Annotated in this window: 22 protein-coding genes, 2 pseudogenes and 1 riboswitch; of the genes and pseudogenes, 3 read left to right on the top strand and 21 right to left on the bottom strand. The window is 49.9% G+C overall.

The genetic code is table 11. From position 1 onward, the window contains the following. Positions 1–5 precede the first annotated feature (5 nt). The 13 genes and pseudogenes from cobT to ACGCCZ_RS07615 form a co-directional block, all read right to left on the bottom strand. Entirely contained in the window at positions 6–1064 is a 1059-nt protein-coding gene (gene cobT, locus ACGCCZ_RS07675) for a nicotinate-nucleotide--dimethylbenzimidazole phosphoribosyltransferase (RefSeq protein WP_411655722.1), read from the bottom strand. Between the two features lie 5 nt (positions 1065–1069). After that, complete coding sequence (locus ACGCCZ_RS07670) at positions 1070–1552, bottom strand: hypothetical protein (protein ID WP_411655721.1); 483 nt, start codon at positions 1550–1552, stop codon at positions 1070–1072. After that, positions 1495–2208, bottom strand: coding sequence for a hypothetical protein (locus tag ACGCCZ_RS07665; protein ID WP_411655720.1), 714 nt, complete (start codon positions 2206–2208; stop codon positions 1495–1497). The genes ACGCCZ_RS07670 and ACGCCZ_RS07665 overlap by 58 nt, the downstream gene beginning before the upstream one ends. Next, positions 2208–2438: a hypothetical protein gene (locus tag ACGCCZ_RS07660; protein ID WP_411655719.1), complete on the bottom strand. Its 231-nt coding sequence runs from the start codon at positions 2436–2438 to the stop codon at positions 2208–2210. The genes ACGCCZ_RS07665 and ACGCCZ_RS07660 overlap by 1 nt, the downstream gene beginning before the upstream one ends. Continuing rightward, positions 2435–2941 (bottom strand): precorrin-6Y C5,15-methyltransferase (decarboxylating) subunit CbiT, encoded by a 507-nt coding sequence (gene cbiT, locus ACGCCZ_RS07655; protein WP_411655718.1) that lies wholly within the window; start codon positions 2939–2941, stop codon positions 2435–2437. Before cbiT ends, ACGCCZ_RS07660 begins: the two co-directional genes overlap by 4 nt. 306 nt (positions 2942–3247) lie before the next feature. Next, complete coding sequence (locus ACGCCZ_RS07650) at positions 3248–3640, bottom strand: cobalt-precorrin-7 (C(5))-methyltransferase (protein WP_411655717.1); 393 nt, start codon at positions 3638–3640, stop codon at positions 3248–3250. 12 nt (positions 3641–3652) lie between these two features. Next, positions 3653–4417 (bottom strand): precorrin-6A reductase, encoded by a 765-nt coding sequence (gene cobK / locus ACGCCZ_RS07645; RefSeq protein WP_054323055.1) that lies wholly within the window; start codon positions 4415–4417, stop codon positions 3653–3655. Positions 4418–4594: 177 nt separating this feature from the next. Beyond that, positions 4595–5112, bottom strand: a pseudogene (locus tag ACGCCZ_RS07640) (precorrin-3B C(17)-methyltransferase); the annotation flags it as partial. A 79-nt stretch (positions 5113–5191) separates the two neighbouring features. Then, positions 5192–6217 carry a cobalt-precorrin 5A hydrolase gene (locus ACGCCZ_RS07635; RefSeq protein ID WP_411655716.1) on the bottom strand — a complete coding sequence of 342 codons (1026 nt, stop codon included), beginning with the start codon at positions 6215–6217 and terminating at the stop codon, positions 5192–5194. Next, positions 6207–6986, bottom strand: a complete 780-nt coding sequence (cobM, locus tag ACGCCZ_RS07630) for a precorrin-4 C(11)-methyltransferase (RefSeq protein WP_411655715.1) — start codon at positions 6984–6986, stop codon at positions 6207–6209. The genes ACGCCZ_RS07635 and cobM overlap by 11 nt, the downstream gene beginning before the upstream one ends. Next, the gene (cbiD, locus tag ACGCCZ_RS07625) at positions 6983–8125 is read right to left on the bottom strand and encodes a cobalt-precorrin-5B (C(1))-methyltransferase CbiD (RefSeq protein ID WP_411655714.1); all 1143 of its coding nucleotides are present in this window, start codon (positions 8123–8125) and stop codon (positions 6983–6985) included. The genes cobM and cbiD overlap by 4 nt, the downstream gene beginning before the upstream one ends. A gap of 139 nt (positions 8126–8264) precedes the next feature. After that, positions 8265–8450, bottom strand: a riboswitch (cobalamin riboswitch). After that, entirely contained in the window at positions 8451–9236 is a 786-nt protein-coding gene (locus ACGCCZ_RS07620; protein ID WP_411655713.1) for a mechanosensitive ion channel family protein, read from the bottom strand. Beyond that, on the bottom strand, positions 9209–9709 hold the full coding sequence (locus ACGCCZ_RS07615) for a hypothetical protein (RefSeq protein ID WP_411655712.1): 501 nt from the start codon (positions 9707–9709) through the stop codon (positions 9209–9211). Before ACGCCZ_RS07615 ends, ACGCCZ_RS07620 begins: the two co-directional genes overlap by 28 nt. Here ACGCCZ_RS07615 and ACGCCZ_RS07610 point away from each other — a divergent pair. Then, positions 9686–10216, top strand: coding sequence for a phosphoribosyltransferase (locus ACGCCZ_RS07610; protein ID WP_411655711.1), 531 nt, complete (start codon positions 9686–9688; stop codon positions 10214–10216). The genes ACGCCZ_RS07615 and ACGCCZ_RS07610 overlap by 24 nt on opposite strands. Positions 10217–10503: 287 nt before the next feature. Here the strand turns inward: ACGCCZ_RS07610 and ACGCCZ_RS07605 are convergent, their stop codons facing one another. From ACGCCZ_RS07605 to ACGCCZ_RS07570, 8 genes and pseudogenes are all read right to left on the bottom strand, one after another. Continuing rightward, positions 10504–10923: a DUF3842 family protein gene (locus tag ACGCCZ_RS07605; RefSeq protein ID WP_054323062.1), complete on the bottom strand. Its 420-nt coding sequence runs from the start codon at positions 10921–10923 to the stop codon at positions 10504–10506. 20 nt (positions 10924–10943) lie between these two features. Further along, positions 10944–12429: pseudogene (locus tag ACGCCZ_RS07600) on the bottom strand (DUF1846 domain-containing protein). Positions 12430–12530: 101 nt separating this feature from the next. Further along, positions 12531–13037: a helicase C-terminal domain-containing protein gene (locus tag ACGCCZ_RS07595; protein ID WP_411655710.1), complete on the bottom strand. Its 507-nt coding sequence runs from the start codon at positions 13035–13037 to the stop codon at positions 12531–12533. Continuing rightward, the gene (locus ACGCCZ_RS07590) at positions 13034–13615 is read right to left on the bottom strand and encodes a hypothetical protein (protein ID WP_411655709.1); all 582 of its coding nucleotides are present in this window, start codon (positions 13613–13615) and stop codon (positions 13034–13036) included. The genes ACGCCZ_RS07595 and ACGCCZ_RS07590 overlap by 4 nt, the downstream gene beginning before the upstream one ends. 127 nt (positions 13616–13742) lie before the next feature. Continuing rightward, complete coding sequence (locus tag ACGCCZ_RS07585) at positions 13743–14867, bottom strand: PD-(D/E)XK nuclease family protein (protein WP_411655708.1); 1125 nt, start codon at positions 14865–14867, stop codon at positions 13743–13745. Positions 14868–15022: 155 nt separating this feature from the next. Further along, on the bottom strand, positions 15023–15697 hold the full coding sequence (locus ACGCCZ_RS07580; protein WP_054323064.1) for an HD domain-containing protein: 675 nt from the start codon (positions 15695–15697) through the stop codon (positions 15023–15025). Between the two features lie 52 nt (positions 15698–15749). Beyond that, a complete protein-coding gene (locus ACGCCZ_RS07575) occupies positions 15750–16538 on the bottom strand; it encodes a peptidase dimerization domain-containing protein (protein ID WP_411655707.1) in 789 nt (262 codons plus the stop codon). Then, entirely contained in the window at positions 16535–16987 is a 453-nt protein-coding gene (locus ACGCCZ_RS07570; protein ID WP_411655706.1) for a M20/M25/M40 family metallo-hydrolase, read from the bottom strand. Before ACGCCZ_RS07570 ends, ACGCCZ_RS07575 begins: the two co-directional genes overlap by 4 nt. 427 nt (positions 16988–17414) lie before the next feature. On the opposite strand from ACGCCZ_RS07570, the gene ACGCCZ_RS07565 reads away from it, so the two are divergent. Then, positions 17415–18968 (top strand): HD domain-containing protein, encoded by a 1554-nt coding sequence (locus ACGCCZ_RS07565; protein WP_085532331.1) that lies wholly within the window; start codon positions 17415–17417, stop codon positions 18966–18968. A 56-nt stretch (positions 18969–19024) separates the two neighbouring features. Then, entirely contained in the window at positions 19025–21151 is a 2127-nt protein-coding gene (locus ACGCCZ_RS07560) for an RNA degradosome polyphosphate kinase (protein WP_242967264.1), read from the top strand. The last annotated feature ends 56 nt before the right edge of the window (positions 21152–21207 follow it).

Genomic DNA, 21207 nt, shown 5'->3' with positions numbered 1-21207 from the left:
CCTCCTCAGTGCAGCGGCCGGTAGGGTTCTATGGAGATTTGTTCAAATGTCCGCATGCTGCCGTAAACCGCACAGGCCATATCCAGAAGTGGTAAAGCCGCCACTGCGCCGGTTCCCTCCCCTAAGGTCATGTCCGCCGTCAAAAAGGGTTTCAGCTCCAACTCCTGAAGAATCCAATGGGCAGCCGGTTCCCCGGACACGTGACTGGCCACCATATACTCCCTTGCTGCTGGACAGATGCGAGCAGCGAGTAAAGCCGCAGAGGCTGAAATAAAGCCATCGATCAGCACGGGCATTTGCACCGCGGCTGCCCCCAAAATGTTCCGGCCATCCCGGCCAGTATCCAGCCCGCCTACCTTTTGCAAAACATCGAGGGCATCTGTTGGGTCCGGCGAATTCCTCGCGATGGCGCGGCGAATGGCCTCTCGTTTGCGCACCAAACCGGCTGATGAAAGGCCCGCGCCACGACCGGCAACCTTTTCCGGGGGCAAACCAAGCAGGACCGAGGCCACAGCACTGCTGGTAGTTGTGTTGCCGATTCCCATCTCCCCTGTCGCAAGGATTCGATAACCCTGTTGTTTCAAATTCTGCGCCAGCTCGATACCAACCTCCAAGGCCCGTACCGCTTCTTCCTTAGTCATTGCCGGACCTTTTGTCATATTCTTCGTTCCATAGGCAATTTTTCGCCGGATGATTCGTTCTCCTGAAACTTCCCTCGCAACACCAATATCCACGGGGAAAACCTCTGCATGAGCGACCCTCGCCATCTTACAAACACTGGTATCCCCTTTGGAGAGGTTTTCCGTCACAACTGCGGTCACCTCCTGCCCCGTCTGTGTGACCCCCTCCTCTACAACACCGTTGTCTGCACAGAATACAACCACTGCACGGCGGCTGAGATCCACCTCTACCGTACGGGTCATCCCCGCAATCCGTGCAATCGCCTCTTCCAGCAAGCCCAATCCGCGCAACGGTTTGGCAATACAATCCCACCGTTGCCAGGCACGTTCCTCCGTTGCCCGGTCTGCGGGATGGATTTGGCAAATGGTTTCTTCCAAGGTCATCCGTTTTATACCCCCTCAAATTGCGCGCACTTCTCCAGAAAATGCTGCGCCCAACGTGGATTCGATGCAAAATGAAAATGGGGGAACCCCGCAAACAGGGATTCCGATACATGGATACAAGGCCAGGTCTTTCCTGTGGAAGCCTTCTCCGCCAAGCAGCCATCCCCATTGTCCGTACTGGTCCAATAGTGGAATTCATGGACAGGAAGCTTCTCTCCGGCCCGACAAAGAAGATTATCCCTTTGCGCGGTCAACGTCGCATAACCGAACCGCTGTAACTTCTCGGTCCGTATCCCATCCGCCAAAATGGTCCCCACCATCCGGCGAGGGGTTCCATAGGAATCCTCCAAGGTCCGATGCAGGTAGAGAAAGCCCCCACATTCTGCAATACAGGGCATTCCCTTCTGTATGGAGGTATACAAATTTTCTCTTATCGAATGGTTCTTCTCCAGGTCCTCGCCATAGAGTTCTGGATAACCGCCGCCCAACAGGACACCGTTACACCCTGCGGGAGTGTGGAATCCACCAGTGGACTGAAATAACAAAGTTCTGCCCCCAGATGCTCCAACAAACGCAAGGAATCTGCATAATAAAAACAAAAGGCCCGATCACGCGCCACTGCAATGCGCGGACGGCAGAAATCCCCCCTATCAGGAGGCGTATAAGGCTCCTCTTGTAGCGGTTCGGCCCGTTCTGCAAGAGACTGAATACCATCCAAATCGATCGTACATTCCGCTTGGTCAGCCAAAAGGTCCAGCTTTGTCTGAAGTTGGAGTACTTCTTCTGCTGTTATCAAACCCAAATGGCGGCTTTCTAAGGTAACCGCCTCTAGTTTCGGCAAATACCCAAGGGATCGAATTCCAAATTCCTGTTCCACCCGTTCATGAAGCGCGGGATACTGGCTGGGAGATAAACGATTCCAAAGAACTCCGGCTATCCGGCTATCTGAGCGATATGTAAGAAATCCCTTGATCTGGGCCAGCAACGATTGTGCTGCTCCACGCCCATCCAACACCAAGACAGCCGGCGAGTGAGTTGCACAGGCCAAATCGTAACTTCCGGCCCGTTCCGTAAGACCAATTCCATCGTAGTATCCCATGACCCCTTCCATCAGGGCCAAATCCGCCCCCTGTGCGTCTTCCATCAATAGCCGACGGACCGTTCTTTGTCCCAATAAAAAAGGTCCAGATTGTAGGATGGTATCCCAAGGACCTCTCGATGAAACATCGGATCAATATAATCCGGGCCACATTTAAAAGCGGAAAGCTTCCTCCCACGCCGGTGCAGCGCACGCAAAATCGCGCAAGCCACCGTCGTTTTTCCCGCACCGCTGGATGGTGCAGCCAGCAGAACCCGCGGCAAAGAAACCGTCATATCCCCGCCCCCTGTCCGCTGAGAATGTAGACTGGGTTTTGCCCCAACATCATATGAACCTTTCCTGCGCGCTTTGCTCGGGAAACCGCTATCTGTGAAATCATGACATCCACAAAACCGAGTGTGTTCAGGGCCTGTGTCGCCGCGGCAACCGTTTCCAACGTAATTGCATTGATTACTACCCGCACATATGGATTCTTTTGCAGGGCCAATTGTAGAATCTCCTCTACCATTCCACCGCTGCCGCCAAGGAACACACTGTCCGGTGCAGGCAGATCTTGTAGCACCCCTGGCGCTGTGCCGCGGACAATCCGCATATTGGATAGGCCAAATTTTTCGCGATTCTGTTCGATTAACCGGCAAGCATCTTCGTCACGCTCCACCGCATAAACCGCCCCACAGGGCGCTTGCAACGCCATCTCCACGGATACCGACCCGGTTCCTGCCCCGACGTCCCAAGCGGTACTCCCCCATTCAGCCCCAAGCGAGAAAGCGAAACACATCGTACTTCCGATTTTGTCATCGGCGTATTTCCCCGAATAAAACAATCATCGGGCAATCCGAAACCGCCCGGACACAATGGTGCAGGATTTTGAATCAAAAGTGCACTTAGAGGTGCAAACGACCGATTTGCAAATTCGAGGGCAGACCCGGTGGAGATCCGCTCATCGGGGTAAGATAAATACTCTCCCACCGAGACGGTTACATGCCCCAAGCCTTCTCTGCGGAGTTCTTTACATAGATCTTGAACGGAAACGATCCCGGTCAACGCAAAGACCTTTTCATGGATTCTTACTTCTCCCGGTAAGTTACACGCCTGTCCATGCGCGCTCACGTAGACACGCATCTTCCCAAGGAATATGCAACTTGGCACAAAGATACGCCACCGTGCTGATACCACAGCACTCCCGCACTTCCACGTGCTGAAAAAGGCTGCGCAGTTTCTTGGCGCCGCTATAAAAGCCGACATCCCCGGAGAGTACCACGCCTACACATAGAAACTCCGGATGAGCCTCTACAAAAGCAGCTATTTTTTCCGGAACGGTTGCCGCCCACTTTTCACAGGTGAGATCTGGAAAGGCATCCAACATACGCTGCGCGCCAATCAGACAATCACAGCTTTTTAGAACGTTCCAGGCGCCGATGGTCAAGGTGTCCCGGTTTCCCATTCCGATGCCCACCAGCCAGATTGTCTTTGCCATGTCAGTCCCTCCCTAAGACAAATGAAATCTTACGCACAACTTTTTCCAAAGTTCCATATAAGAGTCGCCGGACACTTGTGGAGGGCGGCCAATCACCACGGTACGCACGCCCGCCTTCTGTGCTGCACGGAGCTTTTCCCAAAAACCGCCCGCTTTACCAGATTCCTTTGTCACTAAGATCTGAATCTGAAACTGGTGAAACAAAGCAAGGTTCAGTTCCTCGGAAAACGGTCCCTGCATGCAGATCAAATGCCCCGGCGCAAAACCGAGCGAATTTCCCTTGCAGATTGCCTCCTCTGTTGGAAGCATCCGCACAAACAGCCGGTCTTGATAATGCGGAACATTCACAAACGCAGAAAGCTCTTTTGACCCCGTAGTCAGTAAAACATTCCCCGGCAATTCCGCGAGCGCCTCGGCCGCCTCTTGTGCGGTTGCAACATAGAAGCAGTCCCCCTGCCATTTTGGTGTGGCTTCCTCCCGCAGTAGACGAAAATAATCCGTACCGGTCTCCTGGCAAGCGGCGAGGATGTTTTCTGTAGCCAAAACAGCATACGGGTGCGTTGCATCCACGACACAATCGACGGGATGCATACGTAAAAACGAAACCATCTCCTCTCGATCCATCCGGCCCTGGAGAACCGAGGCATGTGCATGGTTTAAAAGCAATTCTCCATACGCGGTTGCCACACTGACAAAAAGGGAAACGCCGCACGCAGAAAGATGTTCGGCCAGCTGTCTGCCCTCGCTCGTTCCTGCAAACAGCAAAATCTGCGCCATCGCTTTGCCTCCTTACTGGTGTATGTATCCACGCGGCGTCACTAGACGTCCATTGATAACATGCGTCTGGGAGTTTCCAATAAATACTGTGGTGAACATATCCGCCTGATAGTCCCGGAGTTCCTCCAACGTCATCACGGTCCAGGATTCCCCTTCGCGGCCAATCGAACGGACCACTCCCACGGGCGTCTCTGCCGGACGGAATTGCCGGACAATCGCACAGGCCTTGCAAAGATAGTCTGCACGCTTTTTACTGGAAGGATTATATAGGCAGAGCACAAAGTCCGCTTCCGCTGCACAGGCCAATCGCTTTTCGATCAAAGACCAAGGGGTTAAAAGATCGCTCAGACTCACGACCGCAAAGTCGTGGGAAGAGGGGCGCCCAGAAGCGCTGCCCCACTGCATGCAGCGGTCACGCCCGGCACTACCTCGATGTCCAACTGAGGAAACCTCTGTGCAGCCTCGAGTGCAGGGCTGGCCATTCCATAAACGCCTGCATCTCCGCTACAAATTAGAGCAACCGTCCGGCCTGCAAGCGCATATTTTACCGCCATCTCGCAGCGCTCCACTTCCCCACGCATTGAAGTGGTTAAGAACGTTTTATCCGGAAAAAAGGGCCGAACCAAATCGACATAAGCCGTATATCCCACAATCACCTCACTGCAATCCAAGGCCGTTTGCGCCCGCTGCGTCATCTGTGCCGCTTCCCCCGGTCCGATTCCAACAATATAGAGCTTCATATCTGTCCCCTCTTTCTGCGTCCTCTCTATTTCTTCAAAACCGAACAACCAGTGGGGACGCTGCCACCGCGACTGTTATCCCGGAGAATGCAGTCTTTCGCACCAGCAGAGTTCCTCCGCTGGCCAGCACGGCTGCTCGTTCGCATACATTGCCGACGCCGACTGTATTCTGTACGAACACCGAGCTTGTGAAGGCTCCTTTTACCTGCAAAAGTTGTTCTGCTGTAAAGAAACGGCTGAAAAGTCTATTTGCTTTACAGTACTCAAAAATCCCGATTTCATCCCCTTTTTTGTCGATCGAAGCAACATTTCGTACACTTTCCATGTAAAGGGATTTACCTTGCATAGAATAACGGACCGCCTTTTCAATGGTCTCTCTCGAAGTCCCTCTTTTACATCCAATTCCCAGGGTAAGGATTCGCGGTAGCAGCCAACAGGTCTGTTCAAAATTTGCTTCATAGGAGAGTGCGATACGAATTCCCACAGCTCCTTTGCTCTTTTTTACCACTCCTGCGGGCAATTCTCCTTCTATGGGAAAATCGCAATATAACCCGACTGGATCTCTATTGAGAAGTGCCGCTGAAACAGCTTTCGCCGCTTCCGGGCGCATTACGCAAAAATCCTGCTTGGCCGCCCATGTATCCACCGCAAATACACCATTCCGGTCAGTCGCGGTTGTTACCACAGCTTGCGCTCCGACGGCAAAAGCAATTTTTTCTGCCAGGGAATTGGCTCCTCCTATATGGCCGGATACCAACGGCACAGCAAACCGGTTGCAATCATCGATCGCAACAACTGCCGGATCGTGAAACTTGCTCTTTAAATAGGGAGCGATACTTCGGACCGCTATACCACAGGCCCCAATAAAGATGAGCGCATCCGCTTTTTCAAAAGCGGATGCGGTCCACTCGGCAAGGGAATCCAACGGATCGACATCTTTCTTCACATATTTTAAAGGTGCACTGAGACGGCATAAATTTCCTTCTTGCTGCAAAAAGGAAATCAAGCGGAGCCCCAATTGAACGCCATTGGAAGTAAAAGCCACACATTCAATCCGCATTGGAAGGACCCTTCTTTTGGGCAGTACGGTATCCGTGGGAAAAATCCGGTGCGTACAGCTTTGAGCGTTCATAAGCCTTTCCGAGGAAGTTGCCAATTAGAATCAAAGCTGTCTTTGTGATTCCATTTTTTGCAGCCATCTCCGGAAGTATCCCCACTGTCCCGTGAACCACCTTCTCATCCGGCCATGTTGCTTTATAGACAATTGCTGCAGGGGTTTCCTCAGAATATCCACCTTCCAAAAGCTGAGTGCGCAGGGCTTCCAGATAGGAGGTGCTGAGAAATACAACCATTGTCGCTCCATGTGAAGCAAAGCTGGAGATGGACTCCTTCTCCGGAACCGGAGTTCTCCCCGCCATGCGTGTAATCACAACGGACTGCGATACCCCAGGAAGCGTATACTCTGCCTGCAAAGCTGCTGCTGCACCACAAAATGAGCTAACCCCCGGCACTACTTCATAGGACACCCCAGCGGAATCCAAAGCATCCATCTGTTCCCGTATAGCACCGTACAAACAAGGATCACCGGTATGCAGCCGTACGACGTTTTTTCCTGCGCGCTCTGCAGTGATGAGCACCTGCAATACCTCTTCCAAGGTCATACGAGCACTGTCATAAATCTCACAGTCCGGCTTTGTGTAGGTCGTGAGAATATCCGGATTGACCAGAGAACCAGCATAAACGATGGTATCCGCTTCTCCCAAAAGGCGGGCGCCGCGCACAGTAATCAAATCCACCGCACCGGACCCTGCCCCTACGATATGAATCATTCGACCCTCTTCTCTCCTTTCAAACGTCCCAACAGTATGGACGCATCGGTAGTCCGTCCTAACAGACCATATACATTGGAAAATAACACCGCCCCAACCATCAGCTTTCGATGGACCCGGGCATTCATGTGAAATTGAATTTTCTCCATCAAACCGTCCATGACAGACTGTAACAGGGAGGCATCCTTTAATAAATCAAATGCCTCATCCGTTGTGACACACTCCATCAGACGGTTCGCCAAATTGCGGGAAGCGCCGCAAAGAGCCGCATGTGCAGTCAGGATCTCCATTCGGGCATCTGCATAGCGTGAGTGGGTATTCATCACGCCTCCAGCCAATTTAACCAGTTTTCCCACATGTCCAACCAACAAAAGGCCTTCAAATTGGAATTCCACGGCCATATCCAACAGCTCTCCGATATAATTGCTACAGATCACCGTACGGCAGGAAAGCTGCATGCGCTCTCGGAGAAACGTTTCTCCATAATTTCCCGGAACAGCTACAACGACCTGTACCCCGGAAGCACGAAGCTGGCACAACTCTGTGCGGATTGTTTCGATCAAAGCGCGCTCGCTCATCGGTTCCACAATCCCTGTAGTCCCCAATATAGAGATTCCTCCCACAATTCCCAATCTTGGATTAAACGTCCTCTCTGCAATGGGTTTACCCTCTGGAACCGACAGGATCACATGCCAGCCGCCACTATAGCCATATGCCATACTGACTTCCTGTAAGCTACTGGCGATCATGTTGCGCGGTCCAGGATTGATGGCAGCCTCTCCAACGGCACAGGCAAGGCCCGGCCGCGTCACACGGCCAATACCTTCCCCACCTTCAATAACAATCCCCTCTGCTAACTGGGAAACCTCTGCAAACACCAAAATGCCGTCGGTCACATCGGGATCGTCGCCGCTGTCTTTTTGAACTGCACAGGAGACGGATGCCTCCGAACGCTGTGTACGGCATATGGGCAATAAGAGCCGAATCCCTTTTGGCGTACAGAGTTCCACTTCGTTTACCCATTTGTTTGTAAGAAGCATTTGTGCGGCAGCCTTTGCCGCTGCCGCTGCGCAACTGCCCGTGGTATACCCACACCGCAAGCGTTTTTGATCCTGGTAAACGTATTCTTCCAGCTTCATAAAAGCCTCCCGCGATATAAAAAACGCCATTCAGTAACTCGCATTACCGAATGGCGTGAATGGCGGAATAACAGGCCCAGAAGAAGCTTCTGCGCCCGCCTCGGGTTCCTTCAGCCACGCGCGCTCCAGTACCGTGGAGTCGCATGAAGGACGATAGGCAGGTATTCTGGCTCATACGTCTGCGCAACACTCCCCCTTCCCAGTTTCCCAGTGGTATTTTGGAATGTGCTCGGTATTCACAGCAACGGACTTGCGCGGGAATCACACCCGCTTCCCTTTTTCAGCCCCCTTTACGCAAAGGAGCACCTATATCCTGTGCTTTATTTTAAACAGATTTCTGTAGTTTGTCAACCGGCCGGTCTACATGCACATCCATCTGCGGAAATGGAATATGAATACCGGCACGGTCAAAAGCAAGCTTAACTTCCTCCTGCATCTGATAATACAGTGGCCAGTAATCATCGGTCTTGCACCATACGCGCACCAGCATCTGAATACAGCTATCTTTATGTTCTTCTACAGCGACCAATGGTTCCGGCGTCTTTTCTACCAGCGGATTTTTTTCGACCAGTTCTCCCAGGACCGCCTTTACTTTTGCAAGGTCATCGTTATAACTAATCGAGTAGTGCAAATCCAGGCGGCGCGTTTTCATCGCCGTATAATTTGTAATGGTACTGACCGTAACTTTGGAATTTGGAATGACAATTTCTTTATTATCAAAGGTCCGAAGGGTGGTAAACATGATTTCAATCCGTTCCACAACGCCCTCTACATTGTCCAGTAGTAAATAATCTCCAACCGTAAAAGGCTTTGTAAAAATGATCTGCGCACCGCTGGCAACGTTCGCCATATTTTCTTTAAGTGCAAGTCCTACGGTCACACCTGCCGCACCGATGGCAGCTATGATGGACCCAACTTCCACTCCCAGTTGCGCCAAGGCGGTGATACTGATGATGATTTTTATCGCCGCATTTGCCAAAGAACAAATAAACGTGATAATACCAACCTCTGTTCGAACACGCAGCATTGCGCGCTTCATCAGGCGGATGATCACATTGCTCAGCCACCATCCAACTACAAAGATCAATATCGCGCCAACGACATTTGGCAATATTCCTTCGAGCCAAACAAGGAATTTTTCCCATAATAATTCAAACGAAAGTTCCACTGTGCACCTCCAAGATAGCATTCCATCCATTGTTTACTAATATAACGAAAAATCAGGATCGATACAAGGCATTGCGGAAAAATTGTTACGGAAATTTGTATGTTCTGTATATATTTTTCAAATATATTGCGTTTTTTATAAATAAATGGTATAGTATAGATAAATCCACAGCAATTCGTATTTGTAACACATCCAAACAACGCAAATGAACAGCCTGCATTGGCCGGCTTTCGGATGGCTGCGGCTTGAAATTGATTCCAGCAATGGAGAATGGAGGCAATTATGGAAAGCAGAGCGATTAAAATCAAATCCCCAAAAATAGTAAGATCTCGATTAAAGTAATCCCAGGGCATTTTGCCACAAATCACTCGCACATCAACTATTATATCGATATGACCAGCATTAAACACCGCCACGCAATGGCCTATGAGGCTGCAGCAACTATGGCGATGAAATATGAGAATAATACCATGATCGATACCATTGTCTGTATGGATGGTTGCGAGGTCATCGCCGCTTTCCTGGCACATTACCTCTCTAAATCCGGCATTATGTCCATGAATGACAAAAGCGACATCAGCATCATCACTCCGGAGTTCAATACCAACGGACAGATGATCTTCCGCGACAATATTCAGCAGATGATCTGGCAGAAGAACATCCTGCTTTTGGTGGCATCGGCAACTACCGGCAAAACCATCAATCGCTCTTTGGAGTGTATCAAATATTACGGGGGCAATGTCGTTGGCATTTCCGCTATCTTCAGCGCGATCACCGAGATGGGTGGCGTACACATTGACACGATTTTTACGCCTGAGGATGTGCCGAACTATCAGACATACTCGTTTAAAGATTGCCCGGACTGTCAACAAAAGCGCAAGATCGACGCCATTGTCAACAGCTATGGTTATTCCAAGATTTAACGGATTCAATGGGTCGATGTTCATGGGAATGAATTCAATATGTAAGAAAACCCGCTGGCATGCCAGCGGGTTTTTATTCGTTAAGCTCCCCGGCAGCGCGGGTGGGAAGCGCCACATAAAAAGCTTTCGTATCAAGAGAAGCAAACTGCTAACAACAATCTTTCGATGATCGGAGGTTCCGTTAAAACGATGATTGCCTGTTTACAACTGTGATGCAATCGAAATCGAGTTCTGTGCGTCTTGCGATGCGGTAGTAGGCCCCTATAGGGCTTCTTCAGCCTCTGAGACTAACCGGCGGGGGTTGACTGATAAGAACGAATCACCTCTACTGCATCTTCAATGTATCGGGATAATGCCTTTTCAACGACTCCTGCCACATGCACCCGACATTGTTCCACAGGAATCAGCACCTTCTGCGCTGGGCTAGCTGAAACCGCCGCCGCCATTGCCGGGGTGATCTCTCCCCACATCGCATTCGCTACCAGAATGCCAATGGGTCCCGCAACCACATCGGCTGTACGTACATTGTACTGCACCGCATTTTCCCCTGTAGCGCCGACATTCGCCCCCGCCTTAAGCATAGCAGAGGTTGCAATAGAGTTCGCACCAACTGCAACAATCTGTGTCTCCGGCAACTCTGCACGAAGGCGCTCTACCAGGTTCTTCCCGATTCCACCGCCCTGTCCATCAATCACAACAATCTGCATAACCTTCCTCTTCTCTGTGATTATTTATGATAGAGCTTTTTGGTTTGATATTTTGGCTCACAGGTCAGATTTACACCGAGTTTCCGGAATGTTGTCTCATCGACCTGGGAAAGGATGACCGACGAATGCGCCTCGCATCCACGCAGCTTCGGCAACTGACGGAGAGCCAACTCTGCGGCCGGATTCGTAGCCGCACAGATGGAAAGCGCAACTAAGATTTCATCCGTATGAAGGCGAGGGTTTTGGTTACCCAAATGTCTCGTTTTTAAATTCTGGATAGGCTCAATCACAATGGGAGAAATTAGCGGCATCGCGTGGCTGAGCCCCCCTAGGTGTTTAAGCGCATTCAACAAAACCGCGGCAGAAGCGCCCAACAGGGAGGAGGTCTTTCCCGTGATAATCTCCCCATTCTCCAGTTCGATTGCCGCAGCAGGCATGCCGGTTTGTTCCGCACGCTCCAACGCAGGGCGCACTACCCGACGATCCTCCACAGTGACCCCCGCCTGATTCATTACAAGTTCCAGTTTGTAAACCACATCCTCAGAGAGACGGCCTTGCCTCTGATCGCACATAGCGTGATAGTAACGGCGGATGATCTCCTGCTTGGATGCTTCCCGACAAACTTCATCGTCAAAGATACAATTCCCAACCATATTGACGCCCATATCCGTCGGCGACTTGTAAGGGCTGCTCCCGGCAATCTTTTCTAAGATCGCATTTAAAACCGGAAACACTTCCACATCGCGGTTATAATTGACCGTTGTCTGACCGTATGCCTCCAAATGGAATGCGATCGATCATGTTGACATCATTGAGATCTGCTGTTGCCGCCTCGTACGCCAAATTCACCGGATGTTTCAGCGGAAGATTCCAAATGGGAAATGTCTCGAACTTTGCATATCCAGCTTTGATTCCATGTTTATATTCATGGTAAAGCTGAGAAAGGCAGGTGGCCATTTTACCGCTGCCCGGCCCCGGCGCAGTCACAACCACCAGCGGACGCGTGGTTTCCACATACTCATTTTTTCCAAAGCCTTCATCGCTGACTATGTAAGCGATATTTGAAGGATACCCTTCAATCGGATAATGCAAATACACCTTTACTCCCAGCTTTTCCAGGTGGTTTTTAAATGCATCTGCCACAGCCTGCCCCGCGTATTGCGCGATCACCACGCTGCCCACATACAAGCCAATATCCCGAAATGCATCGATGAGGCGCAGTACATCTGCATCATAAGTGATTCCGATGTCTCCACGCATTTTGCTTTTTTCAATATCTGCTGCATTGATGACAATAATGATTTCCACCTGATCGGAAAGATGTAAAAGCATTTTCATCTTACTGTCCGGCTGAAAACCAGGAAGTACACGCGAAGCGTGAAAGTCATCAAACAATTTCCCTCCCATTTCCAGGTACAGCTTGTTATCAAACATAGAAATGCGCTCCGAAATGTGCTGCGATTGTGTCTGCAAATACTTGTCGTTGTCAAACCCTACTGCTTTCATGTTCTACCTCTTTCATCATTTCCCTTTAAAACCACAATAACAGTAATATTATAGTAAAAGCAGGGAGAGATTGCAACTTTCTGTAGGAAGATTCTCAAATTTTAACTCTGCCAGAATGTGGTTACAACCTGTTCCAATTCTTTTACCGATCGGACCGTACGGGCATGTTGCCAGTGCAGTGGGAACAGTTCGCGGTAGGATGCAGTTGAAAAACGGCTGTCGATCAGCAGAACTATCCCGCGGTCCTGTTCACTGCGGATGACACGGCCGGCTGCCTGTAGGACTTTATTCATCCCCGGATATTGATAGGCAAAGGGAAATCCTGCACCATTTATCCGGTCATAGTAAGTGCGCAAGATTTCTTGCTCTGCGTTTACTTGGGGCAACCCCACCCCGACAATTGCCGTACCAATCAACCGCTCTCCGCGCAGGTCTATTCCTTCCGCATAAATTCCGCCCAATACACAGAACCCCAGCAAAGTTTGCGGGCGGGCCACATCAAACTGCTCCAAGAATTCTCCCCTTGCCTCCTCAGTCATTCCAGAAGTCTGGAGCAAGGTGTCTACCTGCGGATAAAGCTCCCGAAAAACGCGGTAAACCTCATTCATATAGGAATAGGAGGGAAAATAGGCCAAATAATTTCCCCTTTCCCCTGCAACAGGGCTTTTAATAATTCTGCTACAGGTCGTAGACTTCGCTCCCGATCCCGGTACTTGGTACTGACCCAATCGGCAACAAAAAGGCCCAGATTGGTGGAATCAAAAGGTGAGGGTAGCGCATACTTTTTTGTCGCCTCGTTGCCGCCCAAGATGGCAGTAAAATAGTCCAAAGGGGAAAGCGTCGCAGAGAACAGGATGGACGAACGCCCACGTTGCATCGCTTTGTCCAGCAAAAGGGATGGATATAAGCAGAGAAGTTTGACAACCACTTCTCGCCGGTTTACAGTCACATAGGTGACAAAATGGTCATCATAGAGATCTGCAATCCGTAGAAAAAACCGTATATCAAAATAAAGTTGCAAAAGTTGCGGGTCTATCCGGACCGAACGGTGTTCCTCCGCCCACTCCTCCCAACAACCAACAAATCCATTTAGGGCATGCAAAAGCTCCTGAGGCAATTCCGTCTGCGTATAAGTTGATTGTTCTCCACAAGTCTTTCTTAAAGTGAGTATCTCTGCATTTACCAAACTGAGTGCTCGGTACAGCCTGCGCTGTTCTTTACCGATCGTCTTCTTCCTTGTAAAACTGCCGTTTTATACAGAGTTGCAGAATACATTGCACGTGCACGGTCCACCAGGTTATGTGCTTCATCCACTAAAAAAACGTATTCCCCGGGGATTCTCCAAAGAAACGTTTTAGATATACCACCGGATCAAACAGATAGTTGTAATCGCCGACAATCGCGTCGCACCAAAGAGCCGCATCCAAGGAGAGCTCAAAGGGACAGACGCAGTATTTTTTTGCGCAGTCCTCTACTGCTTGTCTGGACACCGCTTCGACATCATGGACCAATTCGTACAATGCTTGTTTGATGCGATCATAGTATCCAGCCGCGTAGGGGCATGCGTCCGGATTGCAATTTCGCTCTTCCAAAAAGCAAATGGAATCCTTTGCCGTCAAGGTGATGGTTTTGAGATGCAGGCCCTTTTCACGCATTTGGCAGAACGCATCTTCGGCCGCTTTCCGAGTGACAGTCTTCGCTGTCAGATAAAAGATACGCTCGGCTTTTCCCTCCCCCATCGCTTTCACCGCTGGAAATAATGTTGAAATCGTTTTGCCAATCCCTGTGGGAGCTTGACAAAAAAGCCGTCCCTTTGCCACAATGGTGCGATAAACCGCAGCCGCCAGCTTTCGTTGGCCAGAGCGGTATTCAGCAAAAGGGAACGGCATTGCACGAATGGTTGCATCGCGCATCCGTCCCCAATCCCTCTGAATCACCGCCCATTTCTCGTATTGATCCAACAAATGTAGGTAAAACGTTTCCAACTCTTCAGCGGTATATAACCGCCGGAACCGGCGAATTTCTTCTGTATCCACCTGAAAGTAGGTAAGTTGAACCGAAATTTGTGTTATCCCTTGCTGCTTGCAATAAAAATGAGCATAGCACATGGCTTGGCCCCAATGGGCATGGTTAAAGTCCTCGGTGAGCATGGAGAACGGCGCCGCCGTTGTTTTAATCTCATCTATGGTCATCCCTCCAGCACTTGTAATAACCCCATCCGCACGTCCTTCCACCCGGTAAAGAAAGCCATTGCGTTCCGTCTGCTGGGACAAAAAGACCTCTGCCTGATAGGACTCTCCACCCTCTTTTTGCAAGCGGCGATGGATGCGCGCCCCTTCGCTGGCGCGGTCAACTCCACCAAAGCGGTTATCCAGGCTTCCGCTCTGCAACAAAAACTCCGCCAATTTCTTGACCGATATGCGGATTTCATAGGGCATTGTTTCTTCCCTCCTTCCTCCCGCGCAACAAGGATACCCCCGTTTTTTAGAAACTCAAATATTTTTCCAGACAGAAAGAGGACGCCCCTTTCCTATGAATCGAAAAATTCGTAGTTTTGGGACACCCTCTCCAGAATTTAACAAGAATGCGCTCTTTATAGCAAGCGCGTATCGTTAATCATCAGTTCAAACTGTAGATCCAAGAATTGTGCCGCTTTTCGGCAGAGCACCATACGTGTCAGGAAAATTTCGAAGTACTCCATCACGGGGCAGATGGTTGTATCAATGACAATATTCAATACCACCGTACGATTTTCCAGATGGATTTCAAGTTCAGATCTCTCTACCGCATAATTGACGCGGTCATGTATGTCCGCAGCTACGGTCTCTTTGTCACGTACACGCGAACGCCGTACATCGCTTTTATCTGAGAGAATCAGCGCTGCCGCAATAGGATTCACCGCGGAGGCCGTCCCCTCATCGTGATTGCCGATTGCAGCCACTACCAAGGCGATCTCCGCTGGATGCATCTGCATTTTGTTTAAAATAGTAAACGCCATCAAGGCGCCGCTCTGTGCGTGATCGGAACGATTGACCACATTGCCGATGTCGTGCATATAACCGGCAATCGCCGCCAATTCACAGGTTCGGTCATCGTAACCAAGGCTTTGCAAGATTTGCCTCGCTACATCGGAACTGCGCTTTGCATGGGCCAAACCATGCTCTGTAAAGCCAATGACGCCGAGATTCTGGTTTCCATTTTGGATATAAGCGTTGACTTCTTCACTTTTCCAAATTTCTTCAAAGGTTACTATCCGATAGGGTTCCATCAAAAGCCTCCCTTTGGCCTTCAGTCATCCACCGCCATGTGGTACATTGCTTCTAAACAGATCTGTGCATGCAACATAAACCGGTCGATGTCAATGTTTTCATTCGTATTGTGGAGCCGGCGGTCCGGCTCATCCGGGAAAAGGGGCCGAAGGCGACGCCTTTCCCTCCAAGTTCGCGTGCATAGGTCCCGCCGCCTGTGGAATAAAGCGGTGCAGGTTCGCCCATAAATGCTTTATATGCATTTTGTAAAAGTGCAATAAACGGACGGTCCTCCGGAAGAAACAGCGGTTTCATATGCCCGCCTTCTTCTGAGAACACATCCTCAGCGCGTGCCGTTTTTTGAATGGTCTCAATCAGAGCAGCGCCATCCGTTGTCACGGGATAACGAATATCGATTGCAGCCGTACACAAAGACGCATCCGCATGCACAAGCCCTAGATTCAGCGTCAAGGGACCGGATTCTGCATCCTGCTGTTGAATCCCCATGGACGAGCCATCCAATTCGACCCCAATATGTTTCTGTAAGAAGGCCGGAAGAGTGCCCAATTGTTCCTGCGTAAACACTTCAAAGAGCAATGCCAGCAAATGGGTAGCGGCATTAAACCCTTCTTGTGGCTGCATCGCATGAGAAGCAGTCCCTGCCGAAGTAATACGCGCCCCTTCATCCGTCTCTTCCATTGTAAAACGTCCCTCTACAATCCCGATTGCAGCGCGCAAACGTTCCCGGTCGTCCCGTGTACACGCTACTTCCGCACATGCACCGGCCGGTACCGCATTGACCACCGTTCCGGCAGTAAAACTCTTTAACACCGTCGAGTCGTTCGGTGCAGAAAAATTCATGCGCAAAATGCCCTTTTCCGGTTACAAACTCCATATTCTGAATCCGGCGTAAATCCCATCACCGGCATAGGTTCCTTCTCAAAATAGCGCTCCAGATCGTCGCTCCCGGTCTCCTCGCCGGCGCCAAAGATCGTACGGATACGGCGCTTTGTCACTACCTGTTCATCCTGTAAAACCTTCAAGCAGTACAGGGATACTACAGCAGCCCCTTTATCATCCGCCACACCGCGGCCAAAGTACTGATTGCCGATCTTAGTCATTGTAAAGGGATCGGTATCCCATCCATCGCCCGCCGGAACTACATCCACATGGGAGAGTACTGCCGCGATCTCCTCGCCCTCTCCGTACTCTGCGTGGCCAGCATAGTTTCCGACATTCCGAGTCGGAAATCCCAATTTCTCCGCAATCTCTAAAATGCACTGAAAGTGCCTGCGCCGGCGCAGTTCCAAAAGGCTTTCCAGGTTCCGCTTCCCCACGCACGGAAGGAACCGCAATCAAACGGGCCAAATCAGCAAAAATCTCATCTTGATATTTTAAAATCTTATTTCCAAAATGCAAATTACTCGCTCCTTCATTCCATTTGCATCCATTATACCATAAAGCATTCCCAAAATCAGGAGAAAATGGATTTTCTATCCCGCATTTCTTTAAAAATCTTGTCTAAAGAGGCCGATCTTTGCGAAGAAACTTGGAATCCTATATTGCTGAACAGACAAATATTTGGTATAATTAACTATAAATTACCGATAAGTTTTTCATATTACCATAGCAAGACGCCGGAAACTTCTATGCATACCACGGCGTCATTCCTGTTCAATCCTTCTCCATCGGAATGGCATATTCCTATGTTTGAAACTATGAGTAGGTGGTGTACAAATGAACAAAAAGAAGGGCGGAAAAATTGCCGCTGTGATCGACATTGGTTCCAATCTGTTGAAAATGCGGATTTGCCAGCTCCGAAAAGGAGAGATCATCAGCCTTGACCGCCTGCAGTATCCCCTCTGTCTGGGCCATGAAGTCTTTACCGGAGGAAAAATCAGTTTTGAAAGCTTGCGTGAGCTTTCCAGTATTTTGCAGGGATACAGCGAAATCATGGCAGAATACGGTACAGATCAATATAAAGTGGTCGCTACTACAGCCCTGCGAGAGGCAAAAAACAGTGCCTACGTTTTGGATCAACTGAAGATTCAAAACGATATGACGGTTGAGATTTTAGAGGATGGTCAGGAAAAGACACTGATCTATTCGGAAATTCTCGCCAGCCTGCGAACGATGGCTCCGCAAAAGATTGGCAATGCGCTGATCTCTTACATCGGTGCGGGCACCATTGGGCTGTCCGTCTTCGACGGCCAGAACATGGTCTTTTCGCAGAACGTCCCTATGGGGGCGTTAAAGCTTCACGACATGCTCGGAAGCATCCAGGAGGAAACCGACTCATTTTACGTCGTAGTTGAAGAATATCTGGATTCTATCATCGGACGCATCCGCCTCCCCCAACCGGAGGGGGGGTTCGAAAGCTTGGTGCTCACCGGCAATGAGATCGAATTGATCGCCAAAATCTGCGGAATTGAACCCGAAAATGGCCGGTATATCATCAAAGCAAAACAGATCAAAAACCTGTTCAAGGAGGTCCGTTCCCTTTCCAAGGAGAAAATCAGCGACCGGTTCGGCATTGAGGAAGAGGTTGCCGAGCTGCTCTATTCGGCGTTGGCTATCTATGTCCGGTTGATGCAGTTTGTCAAAGCGGATTATATCATTGCACCAAAGGTAGACCTCTGGTTTGCCCTCATGAAACAAATGCTGATTCCCAAGAGTGCAAATGAATACGCAGAGCATGTGCGCATCAACGCCCTCTCCTGTGCCAGGGCGATGGCCCGCATTTACAATGTCAACGAACGTCACACAGAGAACATCTGTAAATTTGCATGTAAGATTTTTGACAAGATGAAAGGAACGCACGGTCTGGACCGGCGCAAGAGGTTGCTTTTAGAGCTCGCCGCCATTATGCACGACTGCGGTCACTATGTCAACGCGAAGGAACATCTTTCCAGCTCTTTTGACCTCTTAAAGAATATCGATCTCTATGGAATGACCGCCGAAGAAATGCGCATCATCGCATATATCGCACGGTACAACGAATACGATGTACCCAATTATGACGGACTCGAGTTCATTCGGCTTCGGGAATCTACGAGGCTGGTCATTTCCAAGTTGGTGGCGATTTTCCGCTTGGCAAATGCATTGGACAAATCGCAGAAACAAAAACTCGACGATATTAAAGTGCGCCTGGATAAGGACCGCCTGTTGATTACAGGAGAAAGCAACGAAAACCTCTATCTTGAAAAATGGGCATTTGAGCAGACGGCCCCCTTCTTCAAGGAAGTGTTCGGTATCAAGCCGGAATTGACCATCAAGTCCACGATGATCTGAGCGATCTTCCCCTGGTTACGCAGGGGTGAATACTATAAAAAAGGCTGCGTGGTTTTATGAACGAAAAAAATGAAAAAATGGATAAGCAGCGGCTTCCCTTTATCAATCGGGAATTGAGCTGGATGGATTTCAATGCCCGTGTCCTGGAAGAGGCCTTTGAAAAGGAAAATCCAGTTATGGAGCGAATCCGCTTTCTCTCGATCACTGCTTCCAATCTGGACGAATTTTTCATGGTGCGTGTGGCCGGTGTGAAAGAGCAGGTGGAATCCGGCTATAACAAGCCCGATTTTTCCGGGCTGACGCCTGCAAAACTGTTGCCACAACTGAATACAAAAATCTATGGTTTCTCCGAGCGGCAGTATTCCTGCCTGCATCGGTCCATTGTCCCTGCACTCAAGAAGAATGGCATCCTCTTCGTAACGCCGGACGAGATGAACGAAAAACAGACCGCCTTCATCTCCGATTATTTTGACAAAGTCCTATTTCCTGTGCTTACGCCACTGGCTGTGGACCGCAGCCGTCCCTTTCCCTTCCTGGCAAATAAAAGCCTGAATTTGGCAGTCCGCTTAAAAAGCAAAAAATCGGAGGAATCCTATTTTGCAGTGGTGCAGGTTCCAAGCATCCTCTCTCGCTTCTTGGAAATCCCCTGCGCGGAAGGGCGCATGTTCGTTCTTCTCGAAGATGTGATTACCTATAAGCTGGAATCGTTGTTTGAACTCAACGAAATCCAAGCAAGCTGTCCTTTCCGCATCACCCGTAACTCCGATTTGGAGATCGACGAGGAGGCGGAAGATCTTCTCAGCGAAATCAAAAAGTCGATCAAGCGGCGTAAGCGCGGCAAGCCTGTGCGCCTGGAGCTGCTCCAGCGCTGTGACAAGGAAACCAAAGAATTCTTAATCGAAATGTTGGAAATCCAAAAGAGTGAAATCTACGAAGTCCCCGGTCCGTTGGATTTGACCTTCCTTTCAAAATTTGCAAACCTTCCGGGATGCGAGCAGCTTTGCTTCAAACCGATTAAACCGGTCTATCCGCCGGCAGCATTCTGGGGTTATGACGACATGTTTGAGGCCATTCGTGACAAGGACCGCATGGTGCATCATCCCTATGAAAGCTTTGAATGTGTAGTGGATTTTGTCCGGCAGGCGGCCGAAGACGAAAATGTGTTGGCAATCAAACAGACGCTTTACCGCGTAAGCGGACACTCTCCGATTGTTGCCGCATTGATCCGGGCCGCAGAAAATGGCAAACAGGTCACCGTCCTGGTTGAGCTCAAAGCGCGTTTTGACGAGGAGAACAACATTCTTTGGGCGAAAAAATTGGAAGAAGCCGGTTGCCATGTCATCTACGGTTTGGCAGGTTTAAAGACACACTGCAAAATTCTTCTGGTGGTACGCCGAGACGAAGATGGAATCCGGCGGTATCTCCACATGGCTACCGGAAACTATAATGATTCAACCGCTAAAATCTACACGGACATCGGCGTTTTCACTTGCAAAGAACCATTCGGGCGGGATGCCTCTTCCCTGTTTAATGTGTTGACCGGGTATTCCCTTCCGCCGGAATACAACAAATTTGCAGTTGCTCCCCACGGTTTGCGGGAATTCTTCGTGCGGATGATTCAAAAAGAGATCGACAACTCTTTGGCCGGCCTTCCCTGTGGGATTACCGCCAAGGTCAACTCCCTGGTGGACCCGGAAATGATTGAATTGCTCTATCAGGCTTCCCAGGCCAATGTTCCGATTCGTCTAATTGTGCGCGGGATTTGTTGCTTGGTGCCAGGGCTTCCGGGCATCAGCGAAAACATTACAGTGATTAGCATCGTGGGGCAGCTCTTAGAGCACAGCCGTATTTTTAAATTCGAAAATGCCGGGAATCCTAAAATTTATATGGGCAGCGCCGACTGGATGCCCCGCAATTTAGACCGTCGTGTCGAGCTAGTGTTCCCCATTGAGGATGAGGATTTAAAAGAACGTGCTTTTGACATTTTGGAGACCATGTGGAACGACAACCTCAACGCGCGGATGCTTCGTTCCGATACCACCTACGAACATATTGATCGACGTGGAAAGACGTCCCACAATTGTCAAGTAGAATTCTCTGCCATGGCACAAAAGGCTGTGAAGGCCTTGCAGGTGCCGGATGCTTCCAAGCCGTATAAGCCCATTCGCAGTACGGCAGAATAAGATAGCCTTTTCCCTTGAACGGGAGACAAAATGCATCCCTCTTTCTGTGGAGGGTA

Source organism: Anaeromassilibacillus sp. SJQ-1, assembly GCF_046693725.1.
GTDB lineage: Bacteria > Bacillota > Clostridia > Oscillospirales > Acutalibacteraceae > Anaeromassilibacillus.
This window is presented reverse-complemented; position numbering and strand designations above follow the sequence as displayed.